Annotated in this window: 23 protein-coding genes; 9 read left to right on the top strand and 14 right to left on the bottom strand. The window is 65.9% G+C overall.

The window, feature by feature from the left end:
* Positions 1-289: 289 nt before the first annotated feature.
* Positions 290-1,645 carry a M23 family metallopeptidase gene (locus tag ABE454_RS13200; RefSeq protein ID WP_346532341.1) on the top strand — a complete coding sequence of 452 codons (1,356 nt, stop codon included), beginning with the start codon at positions 290-292 and terminating at the stop codon, positions 1,643-1,645.
* Positions 1,646-1,667: 22 nt separating this feature from the next.
* Here the strand turns inward: ABE454_RS13200 and ABE454_RS13205 are convergent, their stop codons facing one another.
* The 7 genes from ABE454_RS13205 to otsB form a co-directional block, all read right to left on the bottom strand.
* Positions 1,668-3,326: a TadG family pilus assembly protein gene (locus ABE454_RS13205; RefSeq protein ID WP_346532342.1), complete on the bottom strand. Its 1,659-nt coding sequence runs from the start codon at positions 3,324-3,326 to the stop codon at positions 1,668-1,670.
* Position 3,327: 1 nt separating this feature from the next.
* Positions 3,328-3,744 carry a TadE/TadG family type IV pilus assembly protein gene (locus ABE454_RS13210; protein WP_346532344.1) on the bottom strand — a complete coding sequence of 139 codons (417 nt, stop codon included), beginning with the start codon at positions 3,742-3,744 and terminating at the stop codon, positions 3,328-3,330.
* Positions 3,745-3,821: 77 nt separating this feature from the next.
* Positions 3,822-5,114, bottom strand: a complete 1,293-nt coding sequence (locus ABE454_RS13215; protein WP_346532345.1) for a hypothetical protein — start codon at positions 5,112-5,114, stop codon at positions 3,822-3,824.
* Complete coding sequence (locus ABE454_RS13220) at positions 5,111-5,539, bottom strand: adenylyltransferase/cytidyltransferase family protein (protein WP_346532346.1); 429 nt, start codon at positions 5,537-5,539, stop codon at positions 5,111-5,113. Before ABE454_RS13220 ends, ABE454_RS13215 begins: the two co-directional genes overlap by 4 nt.
* Before the next feature lie 177 nt (positions 5,540-5,716).
* Positions 5,717-7,090 (bottom strand): alpha,alpha-trehalose-phosphate synthase (UDP-forming), encoded by a 1,374-nt coding sequence (locus tag ABE454_RS13225; protein WP_346532348.1) that lies wholly within the window; start codon positions 7,088-7,090, stop codon positions 5,717-5,719.
* Positions 7,087-8,871 carry a glycoside hydrolase family 15 protein gene (locus ABE454_RS13230; protein WP_346532349.1) on the bottom strand — a complete coding sequence of 595 codons (1,785 nt, stop codon included), beginning with the start codon at positions 8,869-8,871 and terminating at the stop codon, positions 7,087-7,089. The genes ABE454_RS13225 and ABE454_RS13230 overlap by 4 nt, the downstream gene beginning before the upstream one ends.
* Positions 8,868-9,665, bottom strand: a complete 798-nt coding sequence (gene otsB / locus ABE454_RS13235; RefSeq protein ID WP_346532547.1) for a trehalose-phosphatase — start codon at positions 9,663-9,665, stop codon at positions 8,868-8,870. The genes ABE454_RS13230 and otsB overlap by 4 nt, the downstream gene beginning before the upstream one ends.
* Positions 9,666-9,841: 176 nt before the next feature.
* On the opposite strand from otsB, the gene ABE454_RS13240 reads away from it, so the two are divergent.
* From ABE454_RS13240 to ABE454_RS13255, 4 genes are read left to right on the top strand one after another with little or no spacing between them, the layout of a single operon-like run.
* The gene (locus ABE454_RS13240) at positions 9,842-10,837 is read left to right on the top strand and encodes a KpsF/GutQ family sugar-phosphate isomerase (protein ID WP_346532351.1); all 996 of its coding nucleotides are present in this window, start codon (positions 9,842-9,844) and stop codon (positions 10,835-10,837) included.
* Positions 10,837-12,117 (top strand): glycosyltransferase family 4 protein, encoded by a 1,281-nt coding sequence (locus ABE454_RS13245; RefSeq protein WP_346532352.1) that lies wholly within the window; start codon positions 10,837-10,839, stop codon positions 12,115-12,117. Before ABE454_RS13240 ends, ABE454_RS13245 begins: the two co-directional genes overlap by 1 nt.
* 22 nt (positions 12,118-12,139) lie before the next feature.
* Positions 12,140-13,282, top strand: a complete 1,143-nt coding sequence (locus tag ABE454_RS13250) for a polysaccharide biosynthesis/export family protein (protein WP_346532354.1) — start codon at positions 12,140-12,142, stop codon at positions 13,280-13,282.
* 5 nt (positions 13,283-13,287) lie between these two features.
* Positions 13,288-13,809 carry a hypothetical protein gene (locus ABE454_RS13255; protein ID WP_346532356.1) on the top strand — a complete coding sequence of 174 codons (522 nt, stop codon included), beginning with the start codon at positions 13,288-13,290 and terminating at the stop codon, positions 13,807-13,809.
* On the opposite strand, the gene ABE454_RS13260 is transcribed toward ABE454_RS13255, so the two are convergent.
* The 6 genes from ABE454_RS13260 to rpmH all read right to left on the bottom strand — a co-directional run bounded on the left by ABE454_RS13260 (position 13,806) and on the right by rpmH (position 18,557).
* Positions 13,806-14,801, bottom strand: coding sequence for an LLM class flavin-dependent oxidoreductase (locus ABE454_RS13260; protein ID WP_346532357.1), 996 nt, complete (start codon positions 14,799-14,801; stop codon positions 13,806-13,808). The two genes, ABE454_RS13255 and ABE454_RS13260, sit on opposite strands and share 4 nt — an antisense overlap.
* A gap of 78 nt (positions 14,802-14,879) precedes the next feature.
* Positions 14,880-15,380, bottom strand: a complete 501-nt coding sequence (locus ABE454_RS13265) for a DUF3617 domain-containing protein (RefSeq protein WP_346532358.1) — start codon at positions 15,378-15,380, stop codon at positions 14,880-14,882.
* An 86-nt stretch (positions 15,381-15,466) separates the two neighbouring features.
* On the bottom strand, positions 15,467-16,135 hold the full coding sequence (gene yihA / locus ABE454_RS13270; protein ID WP_346532360.1) for a ribosome biogenesis GTP-binding protein YihA/YsxC: 669 nt from the start codon (positions 16,133-16,135) through the stop codon (positions 15,467-15,469).
* Between the two features lie 4 nt (positions 16,136-16,139).
* Positions 16,140-17,942 (bottom strand): membrane protein insertase YidC, encoded by a 1,803-nt coding sequence (gene yidC, locus ABE454_RS13275; RefSeq protein WP_346532361.1) that lies wholly within the window; start codon positions 17,940-17,942, stop codon positions 16,140-16,142.
* Positions 17,943-17,947: 5 nt separating this feature from the next.
* Complete coding sequence (gene rnpA, locus ABE454_RS13280) at positions 17,948-18,388, bottom strand: ribonuclease P protein component (RefSeq protein ID WP_346532362.1); 441 nt, start codon at positions 18,386-18,388, stop codon at positions 17,948-17,950.
* Between the two features lie 34 nt (positions 18,389-18,422).
* On the bottom strand, positions 18,423-18,557 hold the full coding sequence (gene rpmH, locus ABE454_RS13285) for a 50S ribosomal protein L34 (RefSeq protein ID WP_003164000.1): 135 nt from the start codon (positions 18,555-18,557) through the stop codon (positions 18,423-18,425).
* Between the two features lie 180 nt (positions 18,558-18,737).
* Between rpmH and ABE454_RS13290 the strand changes: the two genes are divergently transcribed.
* From ABE454_RS13290 to ABE454_RS13300, 3 genes are all read left to right on the top strand, one after another.
* Complete coding sequence (locus tag ABE454_RS13290; protein ID WP_346532364.1) at positions 18,738-19,466, top strand: TVP38/TMEM64 family protein; 729 nt, start codon at positions 18,738-18,740, stop codon at positions 19,464-19,466.
* Positions 19,463-21,001 carry a sensor histidine kinase gene (locus ABE454_RS13295; RefSeq protein WP_346532366.1) on the top strand — a complete coding sequence of 513 codons (1,539 nt, stop codon included), beginning with the start codon at positions 19,463-19,465 and terminating at the stop codon, positions 20,999-21,001. Before ABE454_RS13290 ends, ABE454_RS13295 begins: the two co-directional genes overlap by 4 nt.
* 103 nt (positions 21,002-21,104) lie before the next feature.
* The gene (locus ABE454_RS13300) at positions 21,105-21,602 is read left to right on the top strand and encodes a cell wall hydrolase (protein WP_346532367.1); all 498 of its coding nucleotides are present in this window, start codon (positions 21,105-21,107) and stop codon (positions 21,600-21,602) included.
* Between the two features lie 274 nt (positions 21,603-21,876).
* On the opposite strand, the gene ABE454_RS13305 is transcribed toward ABE454_RS13300, so the two are convergent.
* Positions 21,877-22,890, bottom strand: coding sequence for a ribonucleotide-diphosphate reductase subunit beta (locus tag ABE454_RS13305; protein WP_430826396.1), 1,014 nt, complete (start codon positions 22,888-22,890; stop codon positions 21,877-21,879).
* A 184-nt stretch (positions 22,891-23,074) separates the two neighbouring features.
* Here ABE454_RS13305 and ABE454_RS13310 point away from each other — a divergent pair, with 184 nt between their 5' ends.
* Positions 23,075-23,731 carry a glutathione S-transferase family protein gene (locus ABE454_RS13310; protein WP_346532370.1) on the top strand — a complete coding sequence of 219 codons (657 nt, stop codon included), beginning with the start codon at positions 23,075-23,077 and terminating at the stop codon, positions 23,729-23,731.

The raw sequence follows: 23,731 nt of genomic DNA on the forward strand, positions 1-23,731 counted from the left end.
ACATAACGTCCTGCGACAACAGTCGTTGCAGAACAGGCACTGTAACGTGTCGCCTGCGCCACTACCTGTTCGCCACGTCAGGAAGAAGGCGAAGCCTCATGAATAACTCGCGTTATACAGGAAATTACTCAAGGCCCCCGCAAAGCCGTTAACCAATCGTAACATAGTATCTTCCCAAGATGGGACAGGCGGGCTATACGGCTCGCTTCGCGTTCGCTGGGGGGACCTGGAGACGCGACGAGATTCGACTGTTTTGGCGCGGAAAGCGTCGCCGACTTGCCGGGGAATCATGGCTCAGTTCGATCCTCGCCGCCAGCCTGTCAGGCTTGCGCCGCACCTGCTTACGACCTGCGCCGCCCTGGGCATCGCCCTGCTCGCCGGTCGTGGGTATGAACAGGTGAAGGCCGAGGAAGTTCCGATGCTCAGCGCGGAACAGATCGAATCCCTTGAGGCGCAGGCCTACGCCGCCGCCGCCGCCCCGGTCGGCATGACCACGCCGGAAGCCATTCCCGTCCAGATCCGTCGCGGCGAAACCTTTGAACAGGCCGTGCGCCGCACCGGCATCGGCGCCGATGAGGCCAAGGCCGTGGCCGACACCGTCGCCAGCGCCTTCGACCTGAAGGACATGCGCGCGGGCCTGCGATTCGAGACCGCCGTATCCAAGCCGCGCGGCGGCATGGGCGACGCCCGCCTGATCGGCCTGACCATGCGCACCGGCCCGGCCAGCCAGCTGACCGTCTCGCGCAGCTTCGACGGCGCCCTGCGCCTGCGCTCGCTGGACGAAAAGATCACCGAGGAAACCGTCGTCGCCAACGACAAGGTGCAGCGTTCCCTGTCGGCCAGCGCCCGCGAACTGGGCGCCACCTCGGCCGTGGTGCGCCGCGCCAGCCAGCTGTTCGCGCACAAGTTCGACATGCAGCGCGACGTGAAGGCGTCGGACGAGTTCACCCTCGTCTTCGACCGCACGGTGACGGAATCGGGCCGCACCGTCGAAACCGGCGAACTGCTCTATGCCGAGTTGAAGGGTCACGCCTTCTATCGCTTCCAGCCCGCCGGCTCGAAGACGCCCCAGTATTTCGACGCCACCGGCAAGAACACGCGCACGGCCATGATGCGCACGCCGCTGCAGAACTTCCGCCGCGTCAGCTCCAACTTCGGCGTCCGCACCCACCCCATCTCGGGCTATCGCAAGATGCACCAGGGGATGGACTTCGCCGCCGCCACCGGCACGCCCGTCGTGGCGCCCGCCGACGGCGTGGTGGTCGAGGCCCGTCGCTGGGGCGGCTATGGTAACTGGCTGCGCATCCGCCACGCCAATGGGCTGGAAAGCGGTTACGGCCACCTGTCGCGCTACGCCTCGGGCATGCGCGCGGGCCAGCGCGTGTCGCAAGGTCAGGTCGTCGCCTATGTCGGCTCGACCGGCGCCTCGACCGGGCCGCACCTGCACTATGAGATCTGGCGCAACGGTCAGCGGATCAATCCGGCCGGCATCAAGACCCAGGAAGGCACCGTTCTGGCGGGCGCCGATCTGGCCGCCTTCCGCGCCGAAAAGGCCCGCATCGACCGCATCATCGCCGCCGGCGGCCAGCGCCGCCCCGGCGAGGTGCAGAACGCCGCCAACGGCCTGCGGCCCGCCGAAGGCTGATCGCCCGACCCTTCGCCGGGCATCAGCCGACCAGTTGCGGAATCCCGCCCTGATTCGGACAGCGGACGCCGTGCACCCACACGTCCGCCTCGCCCAGCCTGACGCCCAACAGCTCCAGCAAGGGCTGAACCACGGCATCCAGCACTGGGCCCAAAGGCGTCAGGACTGCCGCCAGCGGCGCGGTGACCAGATGCAAGGGTATGCCCAGCGCCGTCAGTTTCAGATCGCGCAGCAGGGTCACGATCAAGCCGTTCACGAACCCCTTTGAACGCACGCTCTTGGGCGTGGCAGAACCGATCTCCGAGCCGCTGAACCGCAGCTCGCTCCAGTCCAGATCAGCAATCTGGATGTCGGCGCTGCCTTCAACCGTAATGAGCAGGATACGCAGCAGGGTCGCGGGTTTGACCTTCAATTCCGACTTGAAGTCACGAAGATTCTTCTTCTCGATCTCGCCCAGCCGCACCCGCGCCACGCCCGAACGCGCCTCGACCCTGACACGCGGCGTCCCCTCGCATTGAATGTCCTTCAGGCGAGCTTCCGCACTGGCCGCTTCGATCAGGATCGGGACCTTTACCTCAGCCAGAAGGTTCAACAGCGGGCCGATCAACGGCGCCTTATCCAGCGCCGTCGCTTCCAGATAAAGCCGCGTCTGCACGGTGCGGATGATCACGTCGCCCGAGCCTGTCACCGTCAGCCATGGCGAACGATTGGGCCGCTCTCCGATCCCCAGCATGATCTCCAGATCGGCCAGCCCCGTGCGCGCGCCGACATCCAGCGCCAGTTGCCGGTCCTGATTGGCGGTCTGCAGGGTCGCCATCAACAGGTCCATGGCCGACACCTGAGCATCCAGACCGCGGCGCAGTCCCTGCCGTGCGTCCGCATCGACGCCGATCAGTTGGTCCAGTTTCAGCACGGCGTTGGCGGGCAGGCGCGTCAGCTTGCCCAGCACGCTTTTTCCGCTTGATCCGGCCACGGCCTCCAGCGCCTTCAACACCTGACCGGTGCGGGCCTCATGGGCCAGCAGGGCGTCATAATCGCCCGCCTTGACCCCCAGTTCGACCGCCAGGGCGTCCGAGAATTGCAGCAGATTGATCCGCGTATCCGCCAGCGAGCGATAATCCATCGCCGTCAGCGACACCTGACTGCCCAACAGACTGGACAACAGGGCGTTGGCCAGTCCGCCGTCCACCCCCGCCAGCCGCGAGCCGATCGAGAACATGGCGGCGGGCGGATCAGTCGGCAGGGCCGCCGTCGCGGACCGGGACACCGTCAGGCTGTCGCGCCCCATGATCCACCGGCCGAAATACAGCGGCGCGGGCGCCGTCAGGGTCACGCGGGCGGCGTTAGCCGGAACGCCCTGCGTGGGGGCGAAACGCTGGGCGGGTTTCAGCCGCTTGTCGGGGGTGTAGGTCCCCACCTGAACCTGCGTCCCGGCCAGATCCGCCAGATTGGCCCCGGCGATATCGCGCGCGGCCGCTTCGGTGCGCGACAGGGGCTGCGACAGGGTCTGCGCCGCCGCCAGAGCCGAAAGATCGGCCGCTCCCTGCACCTCGCGCCCCTTCAACACCATGGAGCCCAGATCGACGGCGAAGGCCGCCACAACACAGATCAGGGCCCCGCCAACGGCCGCCATGATCGCCACGCCGCCGCGGTCGTCGGCCAGTTTTGCGCGCAGGCCCATCTCAGCGCTCCGCCACGCGGATGACAGCGGAACGGCGAATGGTCTGCGGCGGCGAAACCGTCAGAGGCGCCAGGGCCATCAACGGATGCCGGGCCGCGTCATAGGCGACCTCGACCCGGACCACGCCGGGCTCGGCCCGCACGGCCACAGCCGCATCGGTCGCCTTCAGCCCCAGATCCTTCAACTGCGTGCGGACGACGCTGACCGCCAACTGCTCACGTTCGGCGGCGTCCAGCCCGGCCACCGCCGCCCGCGCGCCCTCCGACACAGCCGCCTGGACGGAATGAGCCATCCAGAACCAGCCGCCGTACACGATCATCCCGACCAGCAGCAGGATGAACACAGGGCCGACGATGGCGAATTCTATCGCCGCGACGCCATCCCGATTTCCGCTTTCTCTCGAGTTCCCGCTTATCATCGTCACGTCTCCTGACGCGATGACGATTCCAAAAACAACCTAAGAGTGTATGAAGGCGCTTAGTGAAGACAACACAGCTATTGACTGGCCTTCACGGCATCGCCCGCCATAAGCTCAAGTTTGAGTTCAGGCAGGTTGAAGTTGCCAGCCTCCCAACGCCTCTTGCCCTCGGCGCTCTGAGCAAATGTATTATAAAGACTGAGCGTCTTTGCTGGGCGAGGCGCATCGCTCGCTAACCAGTTTCGCGCATGCGCCAAGGCCGCCGGATAATCGGGCTGACGTCCCAGAACTTCCCGATAGGCCGCATCGACGACTTTCATCGCCAGCAAATTAGGCGACATGCAGGCCAGTTCGCGTTTCTCCTCCCAGAGCCCCTTAACAACGCTGGCTATCACCGCCGCAGCACGAGCGCCCTGATCTCCTGATAACTCAGGCAACATTCCAGAAGGCGCCCAAGACGCTACAGCAGCCTCGGGCTCAGGATACTGCCCGCCCAGCGCATCACATACGCCTTGCAGATCCAGCACGTACTTTTTCGGCAATGCAAAGCCCGTATGTTGCACACTGCCAAACCCATCGTGAGCTCGATCAAAGAACTCAGGCGCAAGATCGCAATCCGATCCATAGAAACGGCGGTCCACAAACATGAAGGTCTGGTTGTTCAACAACGCAGCCTCCAACGTCATAGATGAGAAATCTCCAAAGATACGAGATGCCTGCGACACGAGGCTGGCCGCTACATCGGGCTCGGAGACAACAATCCTTGCATGCGACAGCTTGGTTCGAGCCGCCGCCTTCCACATGGACGGATGAACAAGGTAGACGACCCCCTCACGGTCCGGCAGCCGGCGAAGGGTTGAGAAATTCACACCCCAGGACAGAATGACCAGATCGCGCTGGGCTGCGGGTGCCTTTCCCCAAGCAGAATGTACCGGCCATGGTTGCTTCGCCAGGTCCGAAAGGTCATCGATACGCGGATAGGCGATGTGAGCGAATTTCTTCGCATATCGAGGATGCAGTCTTGCAAGCCGATCAGCCCACATCCGAGTAGGCGATATATAGCAGTCATACTCAAGAAAGCGCGAATTATAGGTATATCCTTTGAACGGAGCGACACCATGTTCCAGGCCGATTGAGATAAACGGACGTCCGCCTCTGATAAATTTAGCGAAGTCATACGCTGAAATCGATGAGAAGACGGCTACCGGGCATTCAGCCACAGAAAATTCAGCCATCTCGTCGCAGATGTTGTCAAAAGATAAAGATGCTACAGATTCAAAATAATCAGCCAGCCCATTATGAATGGGCGATAGGCAATATTTATCCTTTTGTTCTGATGAAAAAAGATACGCCTTAACAGATTTCATCATCGACTCAAAAGTATCCCATCGTCAGAGAAATTTACTTCATCCGAAGAAAAAAACTTCTTAATCATTGTTGTTGACACACCATTGGTACGATTGAGATATATTACATCACAATGATTTTTTAGATGGTCAAACTTTCCAGACCAGTCACTACCCATAACGAAAGAACTTACTGACCACTTATGGATATCTTGAATTTTCTGGTCCCATGAAATTTCAGGAATGACAACATCGACACAACTAAGGCCAGCAACAATCTCAGCTCGAGAAGAGTAGGGTATAACAGTGTTTTTACCCTTGATTGAATTGAACTCATCTGTAGAGACAGCAACTATCAACCTGTCCCCAAGAGATCTTGCACGCTCCAGAAGTCTAAGATGACCAACGTGGAAAAGATCAAAGGTTCCGTATGTAATTATAGTCTTCACGGACGCCCCGATTGAAAAATTTATTTCAGGCAAAGCGCCCCAAAGGGACAACAACCCCAAATTTCATACGTATCATCACGTAGCCGCAATTCACCATCTCAACACATTAAAGTGCGACAATACGCCGCATGCGTTGAAGGGCGCGGGGCAATAAAAGCTTCATGTGGCATAAGGCCGTCAGCATCCCATCAACTGACTGACAAATTGGTCGCGCCAGCGGGCGACGTCAGTGTCGCGCACCACCTGCATTAGGGCCTGCCATCGGCGGGTACGCTCGGCCAGCGGCATGGTCAGGGCCTTCTGGATGGCGTCGGACAATTCCTCGCGGCTGAAGGGATTGACCAACAGGGCCTCCTTCATCTGTTCGGCCGCGCCGGCGAAGCGTGACAAAATCAGGACGCCGGGGTCTTCTGCGTCCTGAGCCGCGACATATTCCTTGGCCACCAGATTCATGCCGTCGCGCAGGGGCGTAACCAGGCCCACGCGGGCGGCGCGGTAAAGGCCCGCCAGCTGGTCGCGGCGGAAGGTGCGGTTCAGATAGCGGACCGGCTGCCAGTCCATGTCGGCATGGGCGCCGTTGACCCGCCCGGCCAGCGCCTCCAAGCGCACGCGCATGTCCTGATAGGTGTCCACATCGTCGCGCGAGATGGGCGTGACCTGAAGCAGGAAGACCCGGCCGCGCTGGTCGGGGTTGTCTTCCAGAAACTGCTCATAGCCCAGCAGGCGCTGCTCCAGCCCCTTGGAATAATCCAGCCGGTCGACGCCGACGATCATCGAGCGGAAGGCCGCCGAGGCCGCCATCCGGTCATAGGTCCGCTGGCCCAGAGATGAATCGCGCGCCGCCAGAAACCCATCGACGTCGATGCCGATGGGGAAGACGCCCGCCTTCACGCTGCGGCCGAAGGCTTCGAGGCCGCCGTCGTCCAGTACCCTGCCTCCCGCCTCGACCTCGACATAGCGTTGGAACAGGCCCAGCCATTCGCGCGTCTGGAAACCCAGCAGGTCGAAGTCGAACATCGACTCCACCAGACGCCGGTGATGCGGCAGCGTCACCAGCAGCTGACGCGCGGGCCATGGCGTGTGCAGGAAGAAGCCGATGCGGTTCTTCACCCCCAGACGGCGCAGATCCCGCGCCATCGGGATCATGTGATAGTCGTGGATCCAGATGACGTCGTCGGGCCGCAACAGAGGCTGAAGCACCTCGGCGAAGCGGCGGTTGGTGCGCTCATACCCCTCGCCATAGGACCGCTCATAGGCCGTCAGGTCGATGCGGTGATGGAACAGCGGCCACAGCGTCTTGTTGGCGTAGCCGTTGTAATATTCGTCGACGTCCTGCGGCTCCAGATCGACGGTGGCGACGGTGACGCCGGCGCGATCCTCGACGTTCAGTTCGCCGGTGAAATGCTCGACCGTCTCGCCGGACCAGCCGAACCACAGGCCTTCATATTTGCGCAGGGCCGCCGACAGGGCCATGGCCAGACCGCCCGCCGAGCCCGCCGCCGGGTCTTTCGGCGCCGAAACGCGGTTGGAGACGACGATCAGCCGGCTCATCGCGCGTCCGTCCACGAACGACTGAGCAGGACCGCGCAGTTGATGATGCCTACCAGCGAATAGGTCTGGGGGTAGTTGCCCCACAGTTCGCCGTCCTGGATCGAAATGTCCTCGCTGAGCAGGCCCGCATGGGTGCGGCGGCTGAGCATCTCTTCAAAGATGGCGCGGGCCTCTTCGGTGCGGCCGTTCAGGTGCAGGGCCTCGATGTACCAGAAGGTGCAGAAGTTGAAGGCCGTCTCCGGCTCGCCGAAGTCGTCGGCATGGGCGTAGCGGAACAGATAGGGGCCGCGCTTCAGGTCGCGCTCGATCGCCTCGAACGTCTTCACCTGCCGCGGGTCCCGGGCGTCGAGGAAGCCCAGATCAGTCAGTTGCAGCAGGGAGGCGTCCAGCTCCGTCCCGCCGAAGCTGGCGGCGAAGCGCCCTTCGTCCGGCAGATAGGCCTCGGCCTCGATGCGCTCGCGGATGAGGCGCGCCCGGTCCCGCCACAGGGCGCAGCGGTCGTCCAGCCCCAGATGATGCGCCGCGCGCGCCAGCCGGTCGCAGGCCGCCCAGCACATGACCGAGGAATAGGTGTGCACCCGCGCGATGGTGCGGAACTCCCACAGGCCCGCGTCGACCTGATCGTGCATGGCGAAGGCGCGCTCGCCGACCGTCTCCAGCGCGCGGAAGTCCTCGATCGTGCCGGGGCGCAGCAGGCGGTGGTCGAAGAAGGCCTGAACCAGCGGCAGGACGATCTGGCCATAGACGTCGTGCTGAAGGTGTTCATGCGCCTGATTGCCGACGCGCACCGGCTTCATGCCGCGATAGCCTTCGACGCTGTCGACGATGCGCTCGACGATGGCGGGCTCCAGCCCCACGCCATAGACCGGCTGCACATGGCCGCCCGCCGCATCGTCGACGAGGTTGCGCAGATAGCCGAGATAGCTCTCGAGGATGTCCACGGCGCCCAGCCGGTTCAGCGCCCGCACCGTATAATAGGCGTCGCGGATCCAGCAGTAGCGATAGTCCCAGTTGCGCCCGCTCTCGGGGAATTCGGGCACAGAGGTCGTCATGGCGGCGACGATGGCGCCTGTCTCTTCATAGACGCACAGCTTCAAAGCGATGGCGGCGCGGATCACCGCCTCCTGCCAGTCCAGCGGCAGATAGAGGGTGCGGGTCCAGTGCTTCCAATAGATGACCGTCTGGTCCAGCGCTGCATTGACGCCCGTCAGCACCGACTGGTCATAGCCTTCGTCCGGGCCGAGGAAGAAGGCCATTTCCTCTTCCAGGCGGAAGATGCGCTCGTTCAGCACATGGCTGACCGGACAGTTGGTGGTCAGGCGCAGGGTCACGTCGCTGCACAGATAGCGGATGTGGTTGGAGCCGGAGGTCCGCTCCGCCCGGCGCGCGCCCCAGTCGGCCGAGGGGCGCAGACGCACGGTGATGCGCGGCGTCCCCGCCAGCGGCCGCAGCACCCGGGCGAAGGCGACCGGGCGATAGATGCGGCCGTGCTTCAGATGACGCGGGCAGAAGTCAAGGATCTCGACCGCCGCGCCGTCCGCCGCCGTCAGCACGGTGCGCAGGACGGCTGTGTTTCGCATATAGGCCTGTTCGACCGTAACCTGCCCTTCCAGCTCCACCGACCAGAAGCCGTGCTCGGGCGAAACCCCGTCCATCAGCGCGGAAAAGACCGGATCGCCGTCTATGCGCGGCGCGCAGGCCCAGACGAAGCGTCCCTGCCGATCGACAAGGGCGCTGACCGAACAATTGCCTATGGGCGCCAGATTCAGATTGGGCGTCATGCCTGCGCCTCCGAGACCCCTGCAGCGTTCGCGCTGACGGCGCCGAGCCAGTCCAGCACCGCCGCCACATCGTCGAGGCGATAACGCGCCGCCGTTGGACGTTCCGGCCCGACCAGAACGCCGAAGCCGCCGAGAGCCTCGGCCGCGCGGAAGCCCGCCTCATCGGTCAGGTCGTCGCCGACCATGACCGGCAGGGCGCCGGCGAAGGGCGCTTCCTGCATGAAGGCCGTGACCGCCGTGCCCTTGTCGGCGCCGGGCGTCTTGAGCTCCAGCACCATAGAGCCGGGCTGAAGCATCAGGCCGGTGTCCTGCGCCAGCCCCGTCGCCAGCGCCAGCGCCGCATCGGCCGCATCCGGCGCCTGACGAAAATGCAGTCCGGCCGACAGGCCCTTGTCCTCAACCAGAACGCCGGGACGACTGGCGGCGAAGTCACGAAACGCCGCCACGGCCTTCTTCACCGCAGGCGAGGGATCGCGCGCGCTCAGGGCGCCGTCGGCGCCGCGCCGCTCCAGTCCATGCACGCCGGACGCCGCGCGCGCCGCGCCGTCGACGATGCGGTCGATCTCGGCCAGCGTCCGGCCGCTGACCACAGCGACGCGGCCGTTCAGGGCCAGCGTCAGACGTTCGACCGCCCGGGTGCGGCCGGGCTCTGGCCCTACGGCGTCGGGCGTCGGAGCCAGGGGCGCCAGCACGCCGTCCAGATCAAGGAAAAGCGCCGCTTCGCTCAGATGATTCGGCGGCGCGGGCAGAAGGACAGACGGTTCGGGGCGCGCAAACCCCTGTGCAAAAGACATGCGTTTCAAGAATCTTTCTGTGTTTGGAACTTATGGCAACGCATGACGAAGGGAATGGTTGTCGCTATTCATCAAGCGTTCACACGCGGCGGCGCCATTGTGCCGAACGTGCGAATAAGGCATTTGCCACTGCGCTACGAAGAGCCGCAGAAGCGGCCCCGGCGCCTGGAGCCGTCATGACTGCTTTCTCCGTTCCTTCCTCTCCCGAACAACTGGCCGCCATGTCTGATCGCGCGCGCGAAGTCGTGCGCCTGAACATCGAAGCTCTGGAAGCGCTGGAGCGGTCGCTGGATTCCTCGATCGCGCGCGCGGCCGACGTCATCCTGTCGCGCCCCGGCTATGTGGTGGTGACGGGCATGGGCAAGTCGGGGCACATCGGCGGCAAGATCGCCGCCACCCTGGCGTCGACCGGCACCAATTCCTTCTTCGTCCACCCGGCCGAAATGAGCCACGGCGACCTGGGGATGCTGCGCCCGGACACAACGCTTCTGGCCCTGTCCAACTCGGGCGAGAGCCGCGAACTGCGCGATCCGCTGATCTTCTGCGCGCGCAACAATATTCCCGTCATCGGCCTGACCCAGCGGCCTCAGAGCTTCCTTGGCCGTCACTCCGACGTCTGCCTGACCATGCCCAAGGTGGCCGAGGCCTGCCCCAACGGCCTGGCGCCGACGACCTCGACCCTGATGTCGCTGGCGATGGGCGACGCCCTGGCCATGGTGCTGATGGACCGGCGCGGCTTCACGCGGGAAGACTTCGGCCTGCACCATCCGGGCGGATCGCTGGGCATGAGCCTGCAGACCGTGCGCGAATGGATGGGCGACAACGCCGCCGTTCCGGCCAGCATCCCTCTGGACGCCAACTTCACCGAGGTCGTCTCGGCGATCACCGAGGGCCGCAAGGGCGCGGTCGCCGTCCTGGCCGCCGACGGGGCCCTGGCCGGCATCATCACCGACGGCGACGTGCGTCGCGCCTTCGCCAACGACATCACCACCCTGCGGGCCGAGGACATCATGAGCCGCAGCCCGATCACGGTCGAGCCGGACGCCCGGATGAGCGATGTCGTCGACCTGTTGACCGCCAACAAGATCAGCAACCTGTTCGTCCTTGATGAGCGCCGTCCCGTCGCCATCATCCACATCGCCGAACTGATGCAGGCAGGCTATGTGTCCTGATGCCTGAAGATATACTGTTCGACGCCAGCCGACTGCTCAGCCGCACCGAACGCAGCGCCCCCACAGGCGTCGATCGGGTCTGTCTGGCCTATGCGGAGTGGCTGATCGAACACCCTGTCTATCGCATGGTGCCGGTGCGGGCGCGCCACGACCAGCTAGCGCGCGTCGATAATGAATGGTTCCGCGACCGTCTGGCCGAACTGCGCGCGCGCTGGAGCGGCCCCGGCGTCGTCAGCGAACTGGGCCCCGACGCGCAGCGTCTGTTCGCCGCCCTGCGCTCGCCGGACAACGGCGCCTCCATCATCGGCCACGCCCCCGAAGAAGAAGCGCCGCCCAAACGCATAAAACAGCGCGCCTGGAAGCAGTATTTCCGCACCCGCAGCGTCAAGGCGCCGCCGCCCGCCCGCGCCTATCTGAACGTCGGCCACACCAGTCTGAACACGCCCGACATCCTGACCGCGCTCAACGCCGGGAACATCGAGCGGGTGGTGATGGTCCACGACCTGATCCCCATCACCCACCCCGAGTTCTGCCGCCCCGGCGACCGCGCCAAACATGAGCGACGGGTCGTCAATGTGCTGCGCCACGCCTCGCGCGTCATCGTCAATTCGCAGCACACGGCCGACGAACTGCTGGCCTTCGCCGACCGCTCCAACATGACAGCCCCGCCGGTGGACGTGGCCCATCTGGGTCTGGAGCGGACGCTGAACGGCAGCGTTCAGGTCGGCGCCGCTCACCCCTATTTCATCCACGTCGGCACCATAGAGGCGCGCAAGAACCTCGCCTTCCTGCTGACCGTCTGGCGGCGCCTGCAGGAGAAAATGGGACCTGCCGCCCCGCGTCTGGTCCTGGTCGGCCGCTACGGCTGGGAAAACGAAGCGGTGCTGGATCTGCTGCAGCGCTCGCCCAACCTTCAAGGGCTGGTGCATCAGGCCGAGAACCTGCCCGACTGCGCCCTTTCGGCCCTGATGCGCGGCGCCCGCGCCGTGGTGGCGCCTTCGTCGACCGAAGGCTTCGACCTGCCCGCTGTCGAGGCCAGCGCCATGGGCGTTCCCCTGATCGCCTCGGACATCGCCGCCCACCGCGAACTGGTGCCCCACGCCCGCCTGATCGATCCTCTGGACGGTCTGGGCTGGCTGGCCGCATTGGAGGAATGGACCCGCGCCGCCCCCATAGCGCCGACCTATTCCGCTCCGACCTGGGATCGACATTTCCAGGTCATCGAACAACAGGTGCTGCCGCCCTCTGGCGGTGCGTCCGCCGTGCGGGTAAGCATCTGATCAAACTGCTTACAGAGCCGTCATGACCAGAACCGCCGCCAGCCTGATGATCGTCGCCCTGCTCGCGGGCTGCTCCACCCTGCCGCGTGACGGGCCTTCCGGGCGCCGCGTGGTCGAAGGCGCCAGCTCGCCCGAGCGCGCAGGCGACTACGCCATCGTCAATCTGGACTTCGCCCTCAGCGAGCGACTGAAGGCCGCGCCGCCTCCGTCGTTCAGCAGCCTGGCCCTGGCTTCCAGCGAGGCGCCCACCGATGTGATCGGCGTGGGCGACACCCTGGCCGTCAGCATCTTCGAGCCCGGCGGCGGCCTGTTCGGCGGCGTGTCCTCCACATCCGCCTCTGCAGGCCAGCAGACCCTGCCCCCGCTGACCGTCAACCGCGACGGGCAGGTGCCCGTGCCCTTCGCCGGCAATGTGTCTGTGCAGGGCCTGACCCCGGCCCAGGCCTCGGCCGCCGTGCGCCGCGCTCTGATCGGCAAGGTCGCCAACCCGCAGGTTATCGTCACCGTGGCGGGCAACACCTCCAACGCCGTGACCGTGCTGGGCGAGGTGCGCAATCCGGGTCGCCAGCCCCTGTCGGCCAACCATGACCGCATCCTGGACGTTCTGGCCGCTGCTGGCGGATCCAGTCGCTCCATCTATGACGTCAATGTGCAGATCCAGCGCGAGGGTCGCACCTACGTCGCGCCGATGGCCATCGTCACGACCGAGTTCAACGAGAACGTCCGCCTGCAGCGCGGCGATCAGGTGAACCTGGTCTACAAGCCGCGCCGGTTCAGCTCCTTCGGCGCCTTCAACGCGGTGGCGCGCAGCGAACTTCCGCCCGGCCCGCTGACCCTGGCCGAGGCCCTCAGCGGCGTCGGCGGTCTGGACTCCAATCTGGCCGACGCCAAATCGGTGCTGGTCTTCCGCTTCGAGCGGCCGGAAACCGCCCAGCTTCTGGGCATCCAGCAGGCGCCCACAGCACGCGGCGTGCCCGTCGTCTATCGTCTGAACCTGTATGAGGGCGAAGGCTTCTTCATCGCCAGCAACTTCCAGATCGAGCCGGACGACATCATCTACGCCCCGCGCGCCGGGGCCGCCGAGATGCGGAAGTTCTTCGAATTCGTGCAGAGCATGACCCGCGTCGTCTACGACGTTTCGGTCACCAGCACGCTGAACCGCTAAAACTGATGCTGCCGGGGCGTTTCGGCCGCCGCCGCGACGTCCCGGCCCTACCCGATCAGGCGCGGGCCGATCAGGCGCGGCCGGAGCCGCCCGATGGCGTCGACGACCTGCTGGCCGAGATCGGCGTCATGGAGACGGCGGCGCGTCAGATCTATGCCCGTCATGGCCTGCCCGATCAGCCCGGCCATTACCGCCGCGCAGGCGAAGACGCCCCATGGGAAAAGATCGCCGACCGCCTGACCCCGTCCGAAAAGTGGACGATCATGGAGGCGGCGCCTGAACAGGCGGGCTGGCGCTTTTCCTCGCTGGAAGGGATCGGCTCGCGGTCGGATGTCGCCGAAGTGCGCCGCGCCGCCGCCCTGCTGGAGGCGTGCCGGGGCCTGCGCCAGCGATTGATCGGGGATGCGCCCATCACGCCACAGGATCTGGTCGACGCCATCCGTCTGGGCGCCGCGTGGCGAAGACTGTCGGGCCATGAGCCGGACGGACCCATGGCCCTGCTCCTGCCGGGCGAGGAAAGCCTCTAGACGGGCTTCTGCCCCACCGCCGCGGCCAGCAGTTCGATCGAACGCACGCGCGCGGCCGGATCCCAGATCTGGCTGGTCAGCATCAGCTCGTCGGCGCCGGTGCGGGCGATGAAGGCCTCCATCGCCGCCTTCGCCGTTTCGGGCGCCCCGACAGCTGAGCAGGACAGGGCCGCGTCGATCACGCCGCGAGCCGCGCCGTCCAGCCCCTCATAATAGCCCTCGACCGGCGGCGGCAGCTTGCCGGGACGGCCGCTTCTCAGATTGACGAAGGCCTGCTGGACCGAGGTGAACAGCAGGCGCGCCGCCTCATCCGTCTCGGCCACGAAGGCGTTGTAGCCCAGCATGGCGTAGGGCTTTTCCAGATGCGGCGACGGCCGGAAGGTCTGGCGATAAATGTCCAGCGCCCGCATCATCTCGCCGGGCGCGAAATGGCTTGCGAAGGCGTAGGGCAGACCCAGATGGGCCGCCAGCTGGGCGCCGTAGGTGGATGAGCCCAGAATCCAGATCGGGACATCCTGCCCCTCGCCCGGGTTGGCGATGATGCGCTGGCCGTCCTGGGCCGGGGCGAACCACTGCATCAGCTCCATCACATCCTGCGGGAAGGCGTCGTGATCGCCCTGCAGGGTGCGGCGCAGGGCGCGCGCCGTCGCCTGATCCGAGCCGGGCGCCCGGCCCAGCCCCAGATCGATGCGTCCGGGGTGCAGGGCGTTCAGGGTGCCGAACTGTTCGGCGATGACCAGAGGGGCGTGGTTGGGCAGCATGACGCCGCCGGCGCCCACGCGGATGGTTTTCGTGGCGGCCGCAACCGCGCCGATGACGACCGAGGTCGCGGCGCTGGCGATGCCTGCCATGTTGTGATGCTCGGCCAGCCAGTAGCGGCTGTAGCCCAGCCGTTCGGCGTGGCGGGCCAGATCGATGGTATTGGCGAGCGCCTGCCCTACGTCAGAGCCTTGCGGCACGGGGGCGAGGTCGAGAATGGACAGTGGGATCATCCGACCGATATGGGGCTGCTTTTCAGCGACGCCATACCGGCCGGAACGATCAGGCCGTTATCCGGCCTTATGCCGCGATCAGGCGGCGGGGCAGTCGCCGATACGCTCGGCCGTCATGGTGATCTTGGTCTGGGCCATCTGCGGCGTCGGCGCCGGGTCCATCTTGGTCGTGACCTCGGTGACGTAGCGGCTGTTGAAGTCGCCCGTGACGCGGATGGTGGAGTCCGTCTTCATATTGCCCGGCAGGGTGCAGGCCGAGGTCGCCACCATGGCGTCGCCCTGACGCGTGAAGGGCTGGGTCTTACAGTCGGCGCCGGCTTGCTGGGCGTCAGCAGGCGCCTCAAGCTTGGCTTCCTTGATGCAGACTTCCTGCGGAGCGACCGCAGCGCCGCCCGGCATGCCTTCCATGGCGGTGGACACGCGCCACAGGCCCGGCTTGGGGCCTTCCAGCGTCGCGGCGGCCGAAGGCGCGCTGCCTGCGCCTTCACCGGCAGGCTTTTCGGCCTTGTTGTTGTTTCCGCAGGCCGACAGACCCAGCAGGCAGGCGACGGCCACGCCGCCGATGATCGCTGAACGCATGGAGCGCTCCCCTCTCGCTAAAAACCACGGACATAACACCGCAGCCGCCGGGAGGTTCACGCTTCTGTGAAATTCAGTTGTAAATCTCAGTCAAGGATAACGTCGGTCGTGCGCATGATCTCGGCGCGCAGTTCAGGCAGGCCGAAGCCTTTTTCCGATGACGTCACCGCCACATGGGGATACGCGGCCGGGCGTTTGGCAATGGCCTTCAGCGTCGCCGCCTGAACCTTTTCGGCCTCGCCCTTCTTCAGCTTGTCGGCCTTGGTCAGGACGATCTGATAGGAGACGGCCGACAGGTCCAGCGCGTCCAGCGCCTCGTCGTCCACCTTCTTCAGGCCGTGGCGGGCGTCGATCAGCAGATAGACCCGCTTCAGCGTCACCCGGCCGCGCAGATAGTCGCGGCCCAGATCCTGGAACTTCTTCACCGTGGTCTTGGACGCCTTGGCCCAGCCGTAGCCGGGCAGGTCGACCAGACGCATCCGCCCGTCCAGGTCGAAGAAGTTCACCTCGCGCGTGCGGCCCGGCTCGTTCGAGGCGCGGGCCAGCTTGTGCATGCCCACCAGCCCGTTGATCAGGCTGGACTTGCCGACGTTGGAGCGCCCGGCGAAGGCGATCTCGGGCAGGTCAGGGGTCGGCAGCTGCTCGATCTTGGCGCAGCCCATGATGAAGGTCGCGGGGCGCGCGAACAGGATGCGCGCCGCCTCGATCTCGGCGTCGGAATATTCTCCGACCTTGGGCTCGTCAGAAGCGTCCAAACGATCAGGCCTTCTTGAAGCGGGCGAGGAAGCTGTCGATCGGGTTTTCCGCGCCGAAGCGATGCATGATCACATACTGCTGGATGATCGACAGGATGTTGTTCCACGCCCAGTAGATCAGCAGGCCCGCCGCGAACGGGGCCATGATGAAGGTGAAGACGATCGGCATCAGCTGGAAGATCTGACGCTGCATCGGATCCTGCGCCGGCGGGTTCATCGCCATCTGCAGCCACATGGTGAAGCCGTAGACCAGCGGCAGCACGCCCAGATGCAGCGGGCCGTTCAGGATGCCGCCCAGCACCGGCAGGGTCGCCGGATCCCACGGCACGACGCCGAACAGGTTCCACACCGTCGAGGGGTCGCGCGCCGACAGGTCGCGGATCCAGCCGAAGAAGGGCGCGTGACGCATTTCGATGGTCACGAACAGCACCTTGTACAGGGCGTAGAAGACCGGGATCTGCACCACCATCGGCAGACAGCCCGCCAGCGGATTGATCTTCTCCCGCTGATACAGGGCCATCATCTCCTGCTGCTGCTTCTGCGGGTCGGAGCCGTGCTTCTTCTTGATCTCCTCCATCTTGGGCTGGAGGGTCCGCATCCGCGACAAGCTCTCATAGGACTTGTTGGCCAGCGGGAAGAGGATCAGCTTGACCACCACCGTCAGGGCCAGAATGGCCAGGCCGAAGTTGCCCAGCACGCCATAGAAGAACTCCACCACGGTGAAGATCGGGCGCGTCAGGAACCAGAACATGCCCCAGTCGATCGCATAGACGAAGCGCGGCAGGTTCAGCGATTCCTCATAACCCTTCAGCACCTCGGCGCGCTTGGCGCCGGCGAACAGACGCTGGGTCTCTTCGATCTGGCGGCCCGGCTGGATCGTGTGGGTGGCGCCCAGCATGGCGGCTTCGTGGATGTTCAGCCCTTCGGCGTCGCGCACCGAGAAGCGGCCTTCGATGGCCTCGTTCTGGGTCGGGATCAGGGCGGCCAGCCAGTATTTGTCGGTGATGCCCATCCAGCCGCCGGTCGAGCTCTTCTCGATGCGCGGCTTCTTGGCCCAGTCCTTGTACTTGACCTGTTCGGTGGCGAACTTGCCGTTCTCGCCGAAGGCGCCGATGGCCCCTTCGTGCAGGATCATCTGCTTGCCCAGATCGACCGGCACGCCCTGACGCTCGACGCGGCCATAGGGGGCGATGGATATCGCCTGCGTCCCCAGGTTGGCGACCGTGTCCTTGACCGTGAACATATACTGGTCGTCGATCGAGACGAGGCGGGTGAAGCGCAGGCCCGAGCCGTTGTCCCACGTCAGTTCGATCGGGGTCGAGGGCGTCAGCGTCTCGCCCTTGGTCAGGCGCCAGACGGTGTTGGGGCCGGGCACGCCGCCCGCGACGTTCGGGCCGCTCCAGCCGAACTGGGCGAAATAGGCGTGTTCCATGCCCTGCGGGCGGAACAGCTCGACCGGCGGCGAATTCTTGTTCAGCGTCTCGCGGTAGCGGGTCAGATACAGGTCGTCGATGCGCGCGCCCTGCAGCGACAGCGAGCCCTTCAGCGTCGGGGTCTGGATCGGCACGCGGGCGACAGCGCCCAGGGCCTGGCCCCGGTCCTTGATGAAGGCGCCCGGCGCGGCCGACGACGAGGTCAGCCCGGCGTCAGGCGAGGCCTCGCGCGCCTTCTGCTGCTCGGCGGCGACGATCTGCGCCTGACGGCGGCTCTCGGCCTGCGGGCGCATCACCATGAAGTAGTAGACGCCCATGATCAGGGCCGCGCACACGAAGAAGATGATGGTGTTGCGCGAGTTCTCGTTCTGCATCGGGATCAGCGGTCCTGGTCGGCGGGGCGCGGGTCGGGGGCGGCGCGGGTCAGTATCGGGTCGGTCGAAACGGCCCGGTCTCCCATATCGGGAGCCGTGCGCGGGGTTGCGAGCCTTGTAAGGGCCGATTTCACATCGTCAAGCAAACGGTCCCAGTCGCGGTCCGCCGTGCCCATGCGGGCGATGAACACATAGTCGCATCCCGGCCGCCCGTGCAGGGGCGTCAGCAGGCGCGCAGCCTCACGCAGACGGCGCTTGGCGCGGTTGCGCACGACGGCGCCGCCGATCTTGCGGGTGGCGGTGAATCCAAGGCGCACCGAGGGGTCGCCGTCGACGCGGTCCAACTGCTGAACCACCACGGCGCCGCGGGCCTGGGAAACGCCTTTGGCGGCCGCCAGAAACTGGGGCCGCCTCAACAGGCGATCGATTTTCATCAGATCGGTCATGCGCCCCGCCCTGAAGGGAAATGGGCGCGTGACGTCAGGCCGTCAGGCGCTTGCGGCCTTTGGCGCGGCGACGCGCAACAATCTTTTGACCGTTCTTGGTGGCCATCCGCGAACGGAAGCCGTGACGGCGCTTGCGCACGAGTCGCGACGGCTGATAGGTCCGCTTCACGGTCGGCTCCGGGTTACTGGGGTTGGCGACAGACACAAGCGTCAGCCGCGAGAGAGGCGGGCGTATAAGCGGCGACAGGACAGGAGTCAACGCCGCAGCTGCTTTTCCCCACCGCAGACAGGCGCGCGCCGCGTCTGGAAATCCGCTAGACAGATCATAAGGAAGAGGACGGAGCGCGGCTTGAACCGGGTCAAAAGATTTCTGCCCCTGGCCGTGCTGCTGGTCGCCGTCGCCGTGATCTTCGGCATGGGCTGGAATCGCTATCTGTCGCTGGACACCCTGCGTGAGCACGGCGCCGTGCTGGAGACGGTCGTGGCCCGCCACTATCTGCTGATGCTGGGCGCCCTGATGCTGCTGTTCGCCGTTCTGACGGCCAGCGTCGTGCCCGGCGTCGTCTTCATCACCGTGACAGCGGGCTATCTGTTCGGGCCGTGGGTCGGCGGCGTCGCCACTGCCTTCGCCGCCACCGTGGGCGCGCTGGCCGTCTATTATGTAGGACGCACGGCGCTGGGCGATTCCCTGCGTCGCCGCGCCGCCGCCGATACGGGCCTGCTGAACAGGGTCTGCGCAGGCGTGGACCGGAACACCTTCTGGTATGTGCTGATTGCGCGGCTGGTCGTCACCGTGCCGTTTCACATGATCAATGTGGCGGCGGGCGTGATGGCGGCGCCGCTGAGGCCCTATATGATCGCCACCTTCATCGGCCTGTTGCCCGCCCACATCATCTATTGCTGGATCGGAGACGGCCTGCACGGCGTTCTGGTCACGGACCCGAATCCGGACATCCGCAGCCTGTTCGCCGAATTCTTCTGGCCCCTGATGGGAGTCGCCTTCCTCTCCATGCTCCTGCCCCTGCTGCTCAAGCTGGCCCAGAAGCTGCGCGCCCGCCCCCGCATGGAGGCGTCATGACGGAACGCGATGCCCTTTCCACGCCCCTGCCGCCGATGGCCCCGGCCGACGACGCCCGCCCGCCGGTGCGCTCGGCCGCGCAGCACCCGTTGCAGCGGTTGGCGCCGCTGGGCGCCCGCCTCGACGTTCTGCGGCGTCGGCTGAAGCCGCGCGCGCCGGACGGCCTGTCCAGCCGGCTGCTGCTGCTGACCGTCGCCTTCACCCTGGCGGTGGCCGCCATCATCATCGTGCCCAGCGCCGCCTCCTTCCAGGAGCGGTGGCTGATGGACCGGTTGCAGGGCGCCGAACTGGCCTCGGTCGGGGTCGAGGCCCTGCCCTATTCCGCCGTCGAGGATTCCACCGCCGAACAGCTGTTGAGCATCGGCGGTGTGCAGTCGGTGGTCATCGGCGAACAGGGGGTGCGGCGCCTGCTGCTTCAGGCCCCCAACCTGCCGCGCGCGCCCGAGCTGATCGACCTGCGCCAGCGCAGCGTCGGCGCACGGCTGCTGGACCCGTGGAAGACCCTGTTCGGCCACCCTGACCGGTCGCTGCGGGTGCAGGCGGCGCCGCGCTATCGCTCGGGCGATCTGGTCGAGATCCTGGCCCCCGCCCAGCCGCTGAAAAAGGAGCTGGCCAGCTTTCTGGTCAACAGCCTGACCATGTCGCTGCTGATCGCAGCGGTGGCGGGGGGACTGCTGTATGCCGCGTTGGCCCTGCTGGTGCTGCAGCCGTTGCGGCGCGTCACCCGCTCGATCGAGCGCTTCGCCGCCAACCCGGAAAGCCCGGCCCAGACGCCGTCGGACCGTCACGACGAGATCGGCCGGGTCGAGCGCGAACTGGCCCGGATGCAGGAAGAGGTGCGCCAGTCCCTGCGTTCGCGCGCCCGTCTGGCGGCGCTGGGCGAGGCGGTGGCCAAGATCAACCACGACCTGCGCAACATGCTGACCTCGGCCCAGATGGCGTCCGAACGGCTGTCGACCTCGTCCGACCCGCTGGTGGCGACCGCACTGCCCCGGCTGGAGCGGGCGCTGGACCGGGCCTCGACCCTGGCGCGCAACGTCCTGGCCTATGGACGCACCGAAGAGCCCGCGCCGGAGCGCCAGAAGATGCTGCTGGCCCGCGCCGTAGCCGCCGCCGGCGAGGATGCCGGGCTGGAGCCGGACGGGGTTCGGCTGGTGCGCGATCTGCCCGCCCGTTTCACCGTCAACGCCGACCCGGACCAGCTTCACCGCATTCTGGTCAATCTGATGCGCAACGCCCGCCAGGCCATCGAAACGGCCCCTCAGAGCATGGACACGGGCGGCAAGGGCGCCATCACCGTCAGCGCCGAGATCCGCGACGGCATGGCCGCCGTCACCGTGCGCGACGACGGCCCCGGCATACCCCCTCGACTGGCCGACCGCCTGTTCGAACCCTTCGTCAGCGGCGGCGGCGCCGACGGCACGGGTCTGGGCCTGACCATTTCGCGCGAACTGGCCGCCAACCACGGCGGCGCCCTTGTGCTGGCGGAGACGGGACCACAGGGCACGCGCTTCGAGCTTCTGCTGCCGCTATAGTTCCTGCGCGCAGCCTTCCGCCGGGCCGGACGTTCTTTTCTTTGAAAGCCGCAGGCCTCAGTTTGGCGGCCTTTCGCATCTTCGCCCTGCAAGGAGAGCCTTCATGACCCTGTTTTCCACTCTTCGGCCCTTGCCCCTGCGCCCTGCCCGTCTGGCCGCCCTGCTGCTGCCCGCCCTGTTGCTGACCGCGCCGGTTCAGGCCCAGGATCAGGCGACGGCGCAGAAAGACCCTGTCGCCGAAATGCTGCGCGCGAAGGGCGAGCGTTATCACCGCGCGCCCGACACGGTTCAGGACCCCGACGAACTGCGCCAGACCCAGGCCCTGAACGCCGAGATCGTGGCCCAGAACGATCTGGCCGAGAGCGAGGACCGCGCCAATCAGGCCGCCCAGACCGAGGCGCAGCGCCGCTGGCAGGCCGAAGTCGATCAGGCTCAGGCCGAGGCCCGCATCGCCCGCGAACGGCATGAGGCCGACCTGCGCGCCGCCGATGAGGCGAAAGCCCGCTATGACCGCGACATGGCGGACTGGCGCGCCACCGCCGCCGCCTGCCAGCGCGGCGACACGGCCCGCTGCTACGCCGGGCGCCAGAAGCCGAACTGAGGCCTGTTTCCGAGGGCGGAGGGCGGCGGCGGGTGGCGGCGACGCCCTCTTCCATCCCGCTCATCCCGGCGGACGCCGGGAACCAGTGCTTTGGCTTCAAAGCGCGCGGCTCAACGGCACAAACCTGTGCCTGGCTCACTCACTGGGTCCCGGCGTCCGCCGGGATGAACGGAACGCGAATGTCTGCGCCCAAACTCAAGTGAAGCGGCCAAAGAAAAGGGCGCTCCGACTTCGCATCGGAGCGCCCCTTTTTCATGCCGGCTCGGCGACCGGATCAGGCCCCGGTCGGCTCAGTGCGGCGCTTCATCATATTGTCGAAGCTGTCCCAGACGCCGTCGGCGCCGTGCCAGGCGCCCTGCGTGGCCGCCTTGGAGTATTCAGTGGCGCGCGCCTCGAAGAAGTTGGCGTGCTCGACACCCGACAGCAGGGCCTGCAGCCACGGCAGCGGGTTTTCCGTCACGCCATAGACTTCCGGCAGGTGCAGTTGACGCAGGCGCCAGTCGGCGATGAAGCGGATGTAGGCCTTGATGTCGTCCGGCGTCATGCCGTTCACCGGGCCCATTTCGAAGGCCAGGTCGATGAACTTGTCCTCCATCTCGATCACCGTCTTGCAGCAGTCGACGATGTCGTCGGCCACGGCCTTGGTGACGGCGCCCGTCTCCTTGTTGAAGGCGTGGTACAGCTTGATGATGCCTTCGCAGTGCAGGCTTTCGTCGCGCACCGACCAGGACACGATCTGGCCCATGCCCTTCATCTTGGACTGGCGCGGGAAGTTCATCAGCATGGCGAAGCTGGCGAACAGCTGCAGCCCCTCCGAGAAGCCCCCGAACATGGCCAGGGTCCGGCAGATGTCGGCGTCGCTGTCGACCCCGAACTGGCCCATGTAGTCGTGCTTGTCCTTCATGGCCTCGTATTCCATGAAGGCGCCGAACTCGCTGTCCGGCATCCCGATCGTCTCGAGCAGCAGGGCGTAGGCCGCGATATGGATGGTCTCCATATTGGCGAAGGCCGCCAGCATCATCTTCACCTCGGTCGGTTTGAAGACCCGGCCGTAGCGCTCCATGTAGTTGTCCTGCACCTCGATGTCCGCCTGGGTGAAGAAGCGGAAGATCTGGGTCAGCAGGTTGCGCTCGCCGTCGTTCAGATTGGCGGCCCAGTCCTTGACGTCCTCGCCCATCGGGACTTCCTCGGGCATCCAGTGGACCTGCTGCTGCTTCTTCCACATGTCGAAGGCCCACGGGTAGCGGAAGGGCTTGTAGGCGGCCGAAGGCGTCAGCAGGCCGGGCATGTCGGGACGAATGATCGTGGCGGGAGCGTTCATCGAAAAAGACCTGAGGCGAATCCGAGGGTGTGATGGGCGACACCATGCGTCCCCGCGCCGCGAGGAACAAGGGAAGTTGCGCACATCTGGTGATCACTTTTCACCGGACCGCTAGATATGGTGTTTCCGTGACAGGAAACTGGGGAGGAAGATGGGGATGGTTTTCACGCTTTACGGCGCCGCCGGCTCAGGCTCGGTCCCGGTCGAGGCTGCGCTTCGCCTGATCGGGCTGGACTATCGGGTGGTCGAAGCCCCGACGTGGGAGGGCGAGGCCCAGCGGGACAAGGTGGCGGCCGTCAATCCGATGCGGCAGGTGCCCGCCCTGGTCACGCCGGGCGGCGAGGTCGTCACCGAGAGCGCCGCCATCCTGATCTGGCTGGCCGATTCCCACCCGCAGGCGCGGCTGGCGCCCGCGCTGGACGACCCGCGTCGGGCGCAATTCCTGCGCTGGATGAGCTTCATCCCCGCCGCCGTCTATTCGATGTTCTGGGTGCGCGACGAGCCGTCCCGCCTCGCGGGCGACGACCCCAAGGCGCAGGCCGTGATCCAGCAACGCACGATAGACCGCATCGCCGAATGCTGGCGGATGATGGACGGTCAGATCACGCCCGACCGCTTCCTGCTGGGCGAGGAGATGACGGTGCTGGACCTCTATGTCGCCGTCGCCAGCCGCTGGACGCCACAGCGGCGGCGCTTCTACGCCGAGGCGCCGGGCATGGCCGGGGTCGTGCGCCGCGTCGACGCCCTGCCCGCGCTTCAGAGCTTCTGGGCCGAGCGGTTCCCGTTCGACGAGGGGTGGGAGGGTTAG

The organism is Brevundimonas diminuta, assembly GCF_039673845.1.
Lineage (GTDB): Bacteria > Pseudomonadota > Alphaproteobacteria > Caulobacterales > Caulobacteraceae > Brevundimonas > Brevundimonas diminuta_E.

Coding starts and splice junctions, on each gene's coding strand:
- ABE454_RS13200 (WP_346532341.1), top strand. CDS start 290: ATGGCTCAGTTCGATCCTCGCCGCCAGCCTGTCAGGCTTGCGCCGCAC.
- ABE454_RS13205 (WP_346532342.1), bottom strand. CDS start 3,326: ATGGGCCTGCGCGCAAAACTGGCCGACGACCGCGGCGGCGTGGCGATC.
- ABE454_RS13210 (WP_346532344.1), bottom strand. CDS start 3,744: ATGATAAGCGGGAACTCGAGAGAAAGCGGAAATCGGGATGGCGTCGCG.
- ABE454_RS13215 (WP_346532345.1), bottom strand. CDS start 5,114: ATGATGAAATCTGTTAAGGCGTATCTTTTTTCATCAGAACAAAAGGAT.
- ABE454_RS13225 (WP_346532348.1), bottom strand. CDS start 7,090: ATGAGCCGGCTGATCGTCGTCTCCAACCGCGTTTCGGCGCCGAAAGAC.
- ABE454_RS13230 (WP_346532349.1), bottom strand. CDS start 8,871: ATGACGCCCAATCTGAATCTGGCGCCCATAGGCAATTGTTCGGTCAGC.
- otsB (WP_346532547.1), bottom strand. CDS start 9,665: ATGTCTTTTGCACAGGGGTTTGCGCGCCCCGAACCGTCTGTCCTTCTG.
- ABE454_RS13240 (WP_346532351.1), top strand. CDS start 9,842: ATGACTGCTTTCTCCGTTCCTTCCTCTCCCGAACAACTGGCCGCCATG.
- ABE454_RS13245 (WP_346532352.1), top strand. CDS start 10,837: ATGCCTGAAGATATACTGTTCGACGCCAGCCGACTGCTCAGCCGCACC.
- ABE454_RS13250 (WP_346532354.1), top strand. CDS start 12,140: ATGACCAGAACCGCCGCCAGCCTGATGATCGTCGCCCTGCTCGCGGGC.
- ABE454_RS13255 (WP_346532356.1), top strand. CDS start 13,288: ATGCTGCCGGGGCGTTTCGGCCGCCGCCGCGACGTCCCGGCCCTACCC.
- ABE454_RS13260 (WP_346532357.1), bottom strand. CDS start 14,801: ATGATCCCACTGTCCATTCTCGACCTCGCCCCCGTGCCGCAAGGCTCT.
- ABE454_RS13265 (WP_346532358.1), bottom strand. CDS start 15,380: ATGCGTTCAGCGATCATCGGCGGCGTGGCCGTCGCCTGCCTGCTGGGT.
- yidC (WP_346532361.1), bottom strand. CDS start 17,942: ATGCAGAACGAGAACTCGCGCAACACCATCATCTTCTTCGTGTGCGCG.
- rnpA (WP_346532362.1), bottom strand. CDS start 18,388: ATGACCGATCTGATGAAAATCGATCGCCTGTTGAGGCGGCCCCAGTTT.
- ABE454_RS13295 (WP_346532366.1), top strand. CDS start 19,463: ATGACGGAACGCGATGCCCTTTCCACGCCCCTGCCGCCGATGGCCCCG.
- ABE454_RS13300 (WP_346532367.1), top strand. CDS start 21,105: ATGACCCTGTTTTCCACTCTTCGGCCCTTGCCCCTGCGCCCTGCCCGT.
- ABE454_RS13305 (WP_430826396.1), bottom strand. CDS start 22,890: ATGCCCGGCCTGCTGACGCCTTCGGCCGCCTACAAGCCCTTCCGCTAC.
- ABE454_RS13310 (WP_346532370.1), top strand. CDS start 23,075: ATGGGGATGGTTTTCACGCTTTACGGCGCCGCCGGCTCAGGCTCGGTC.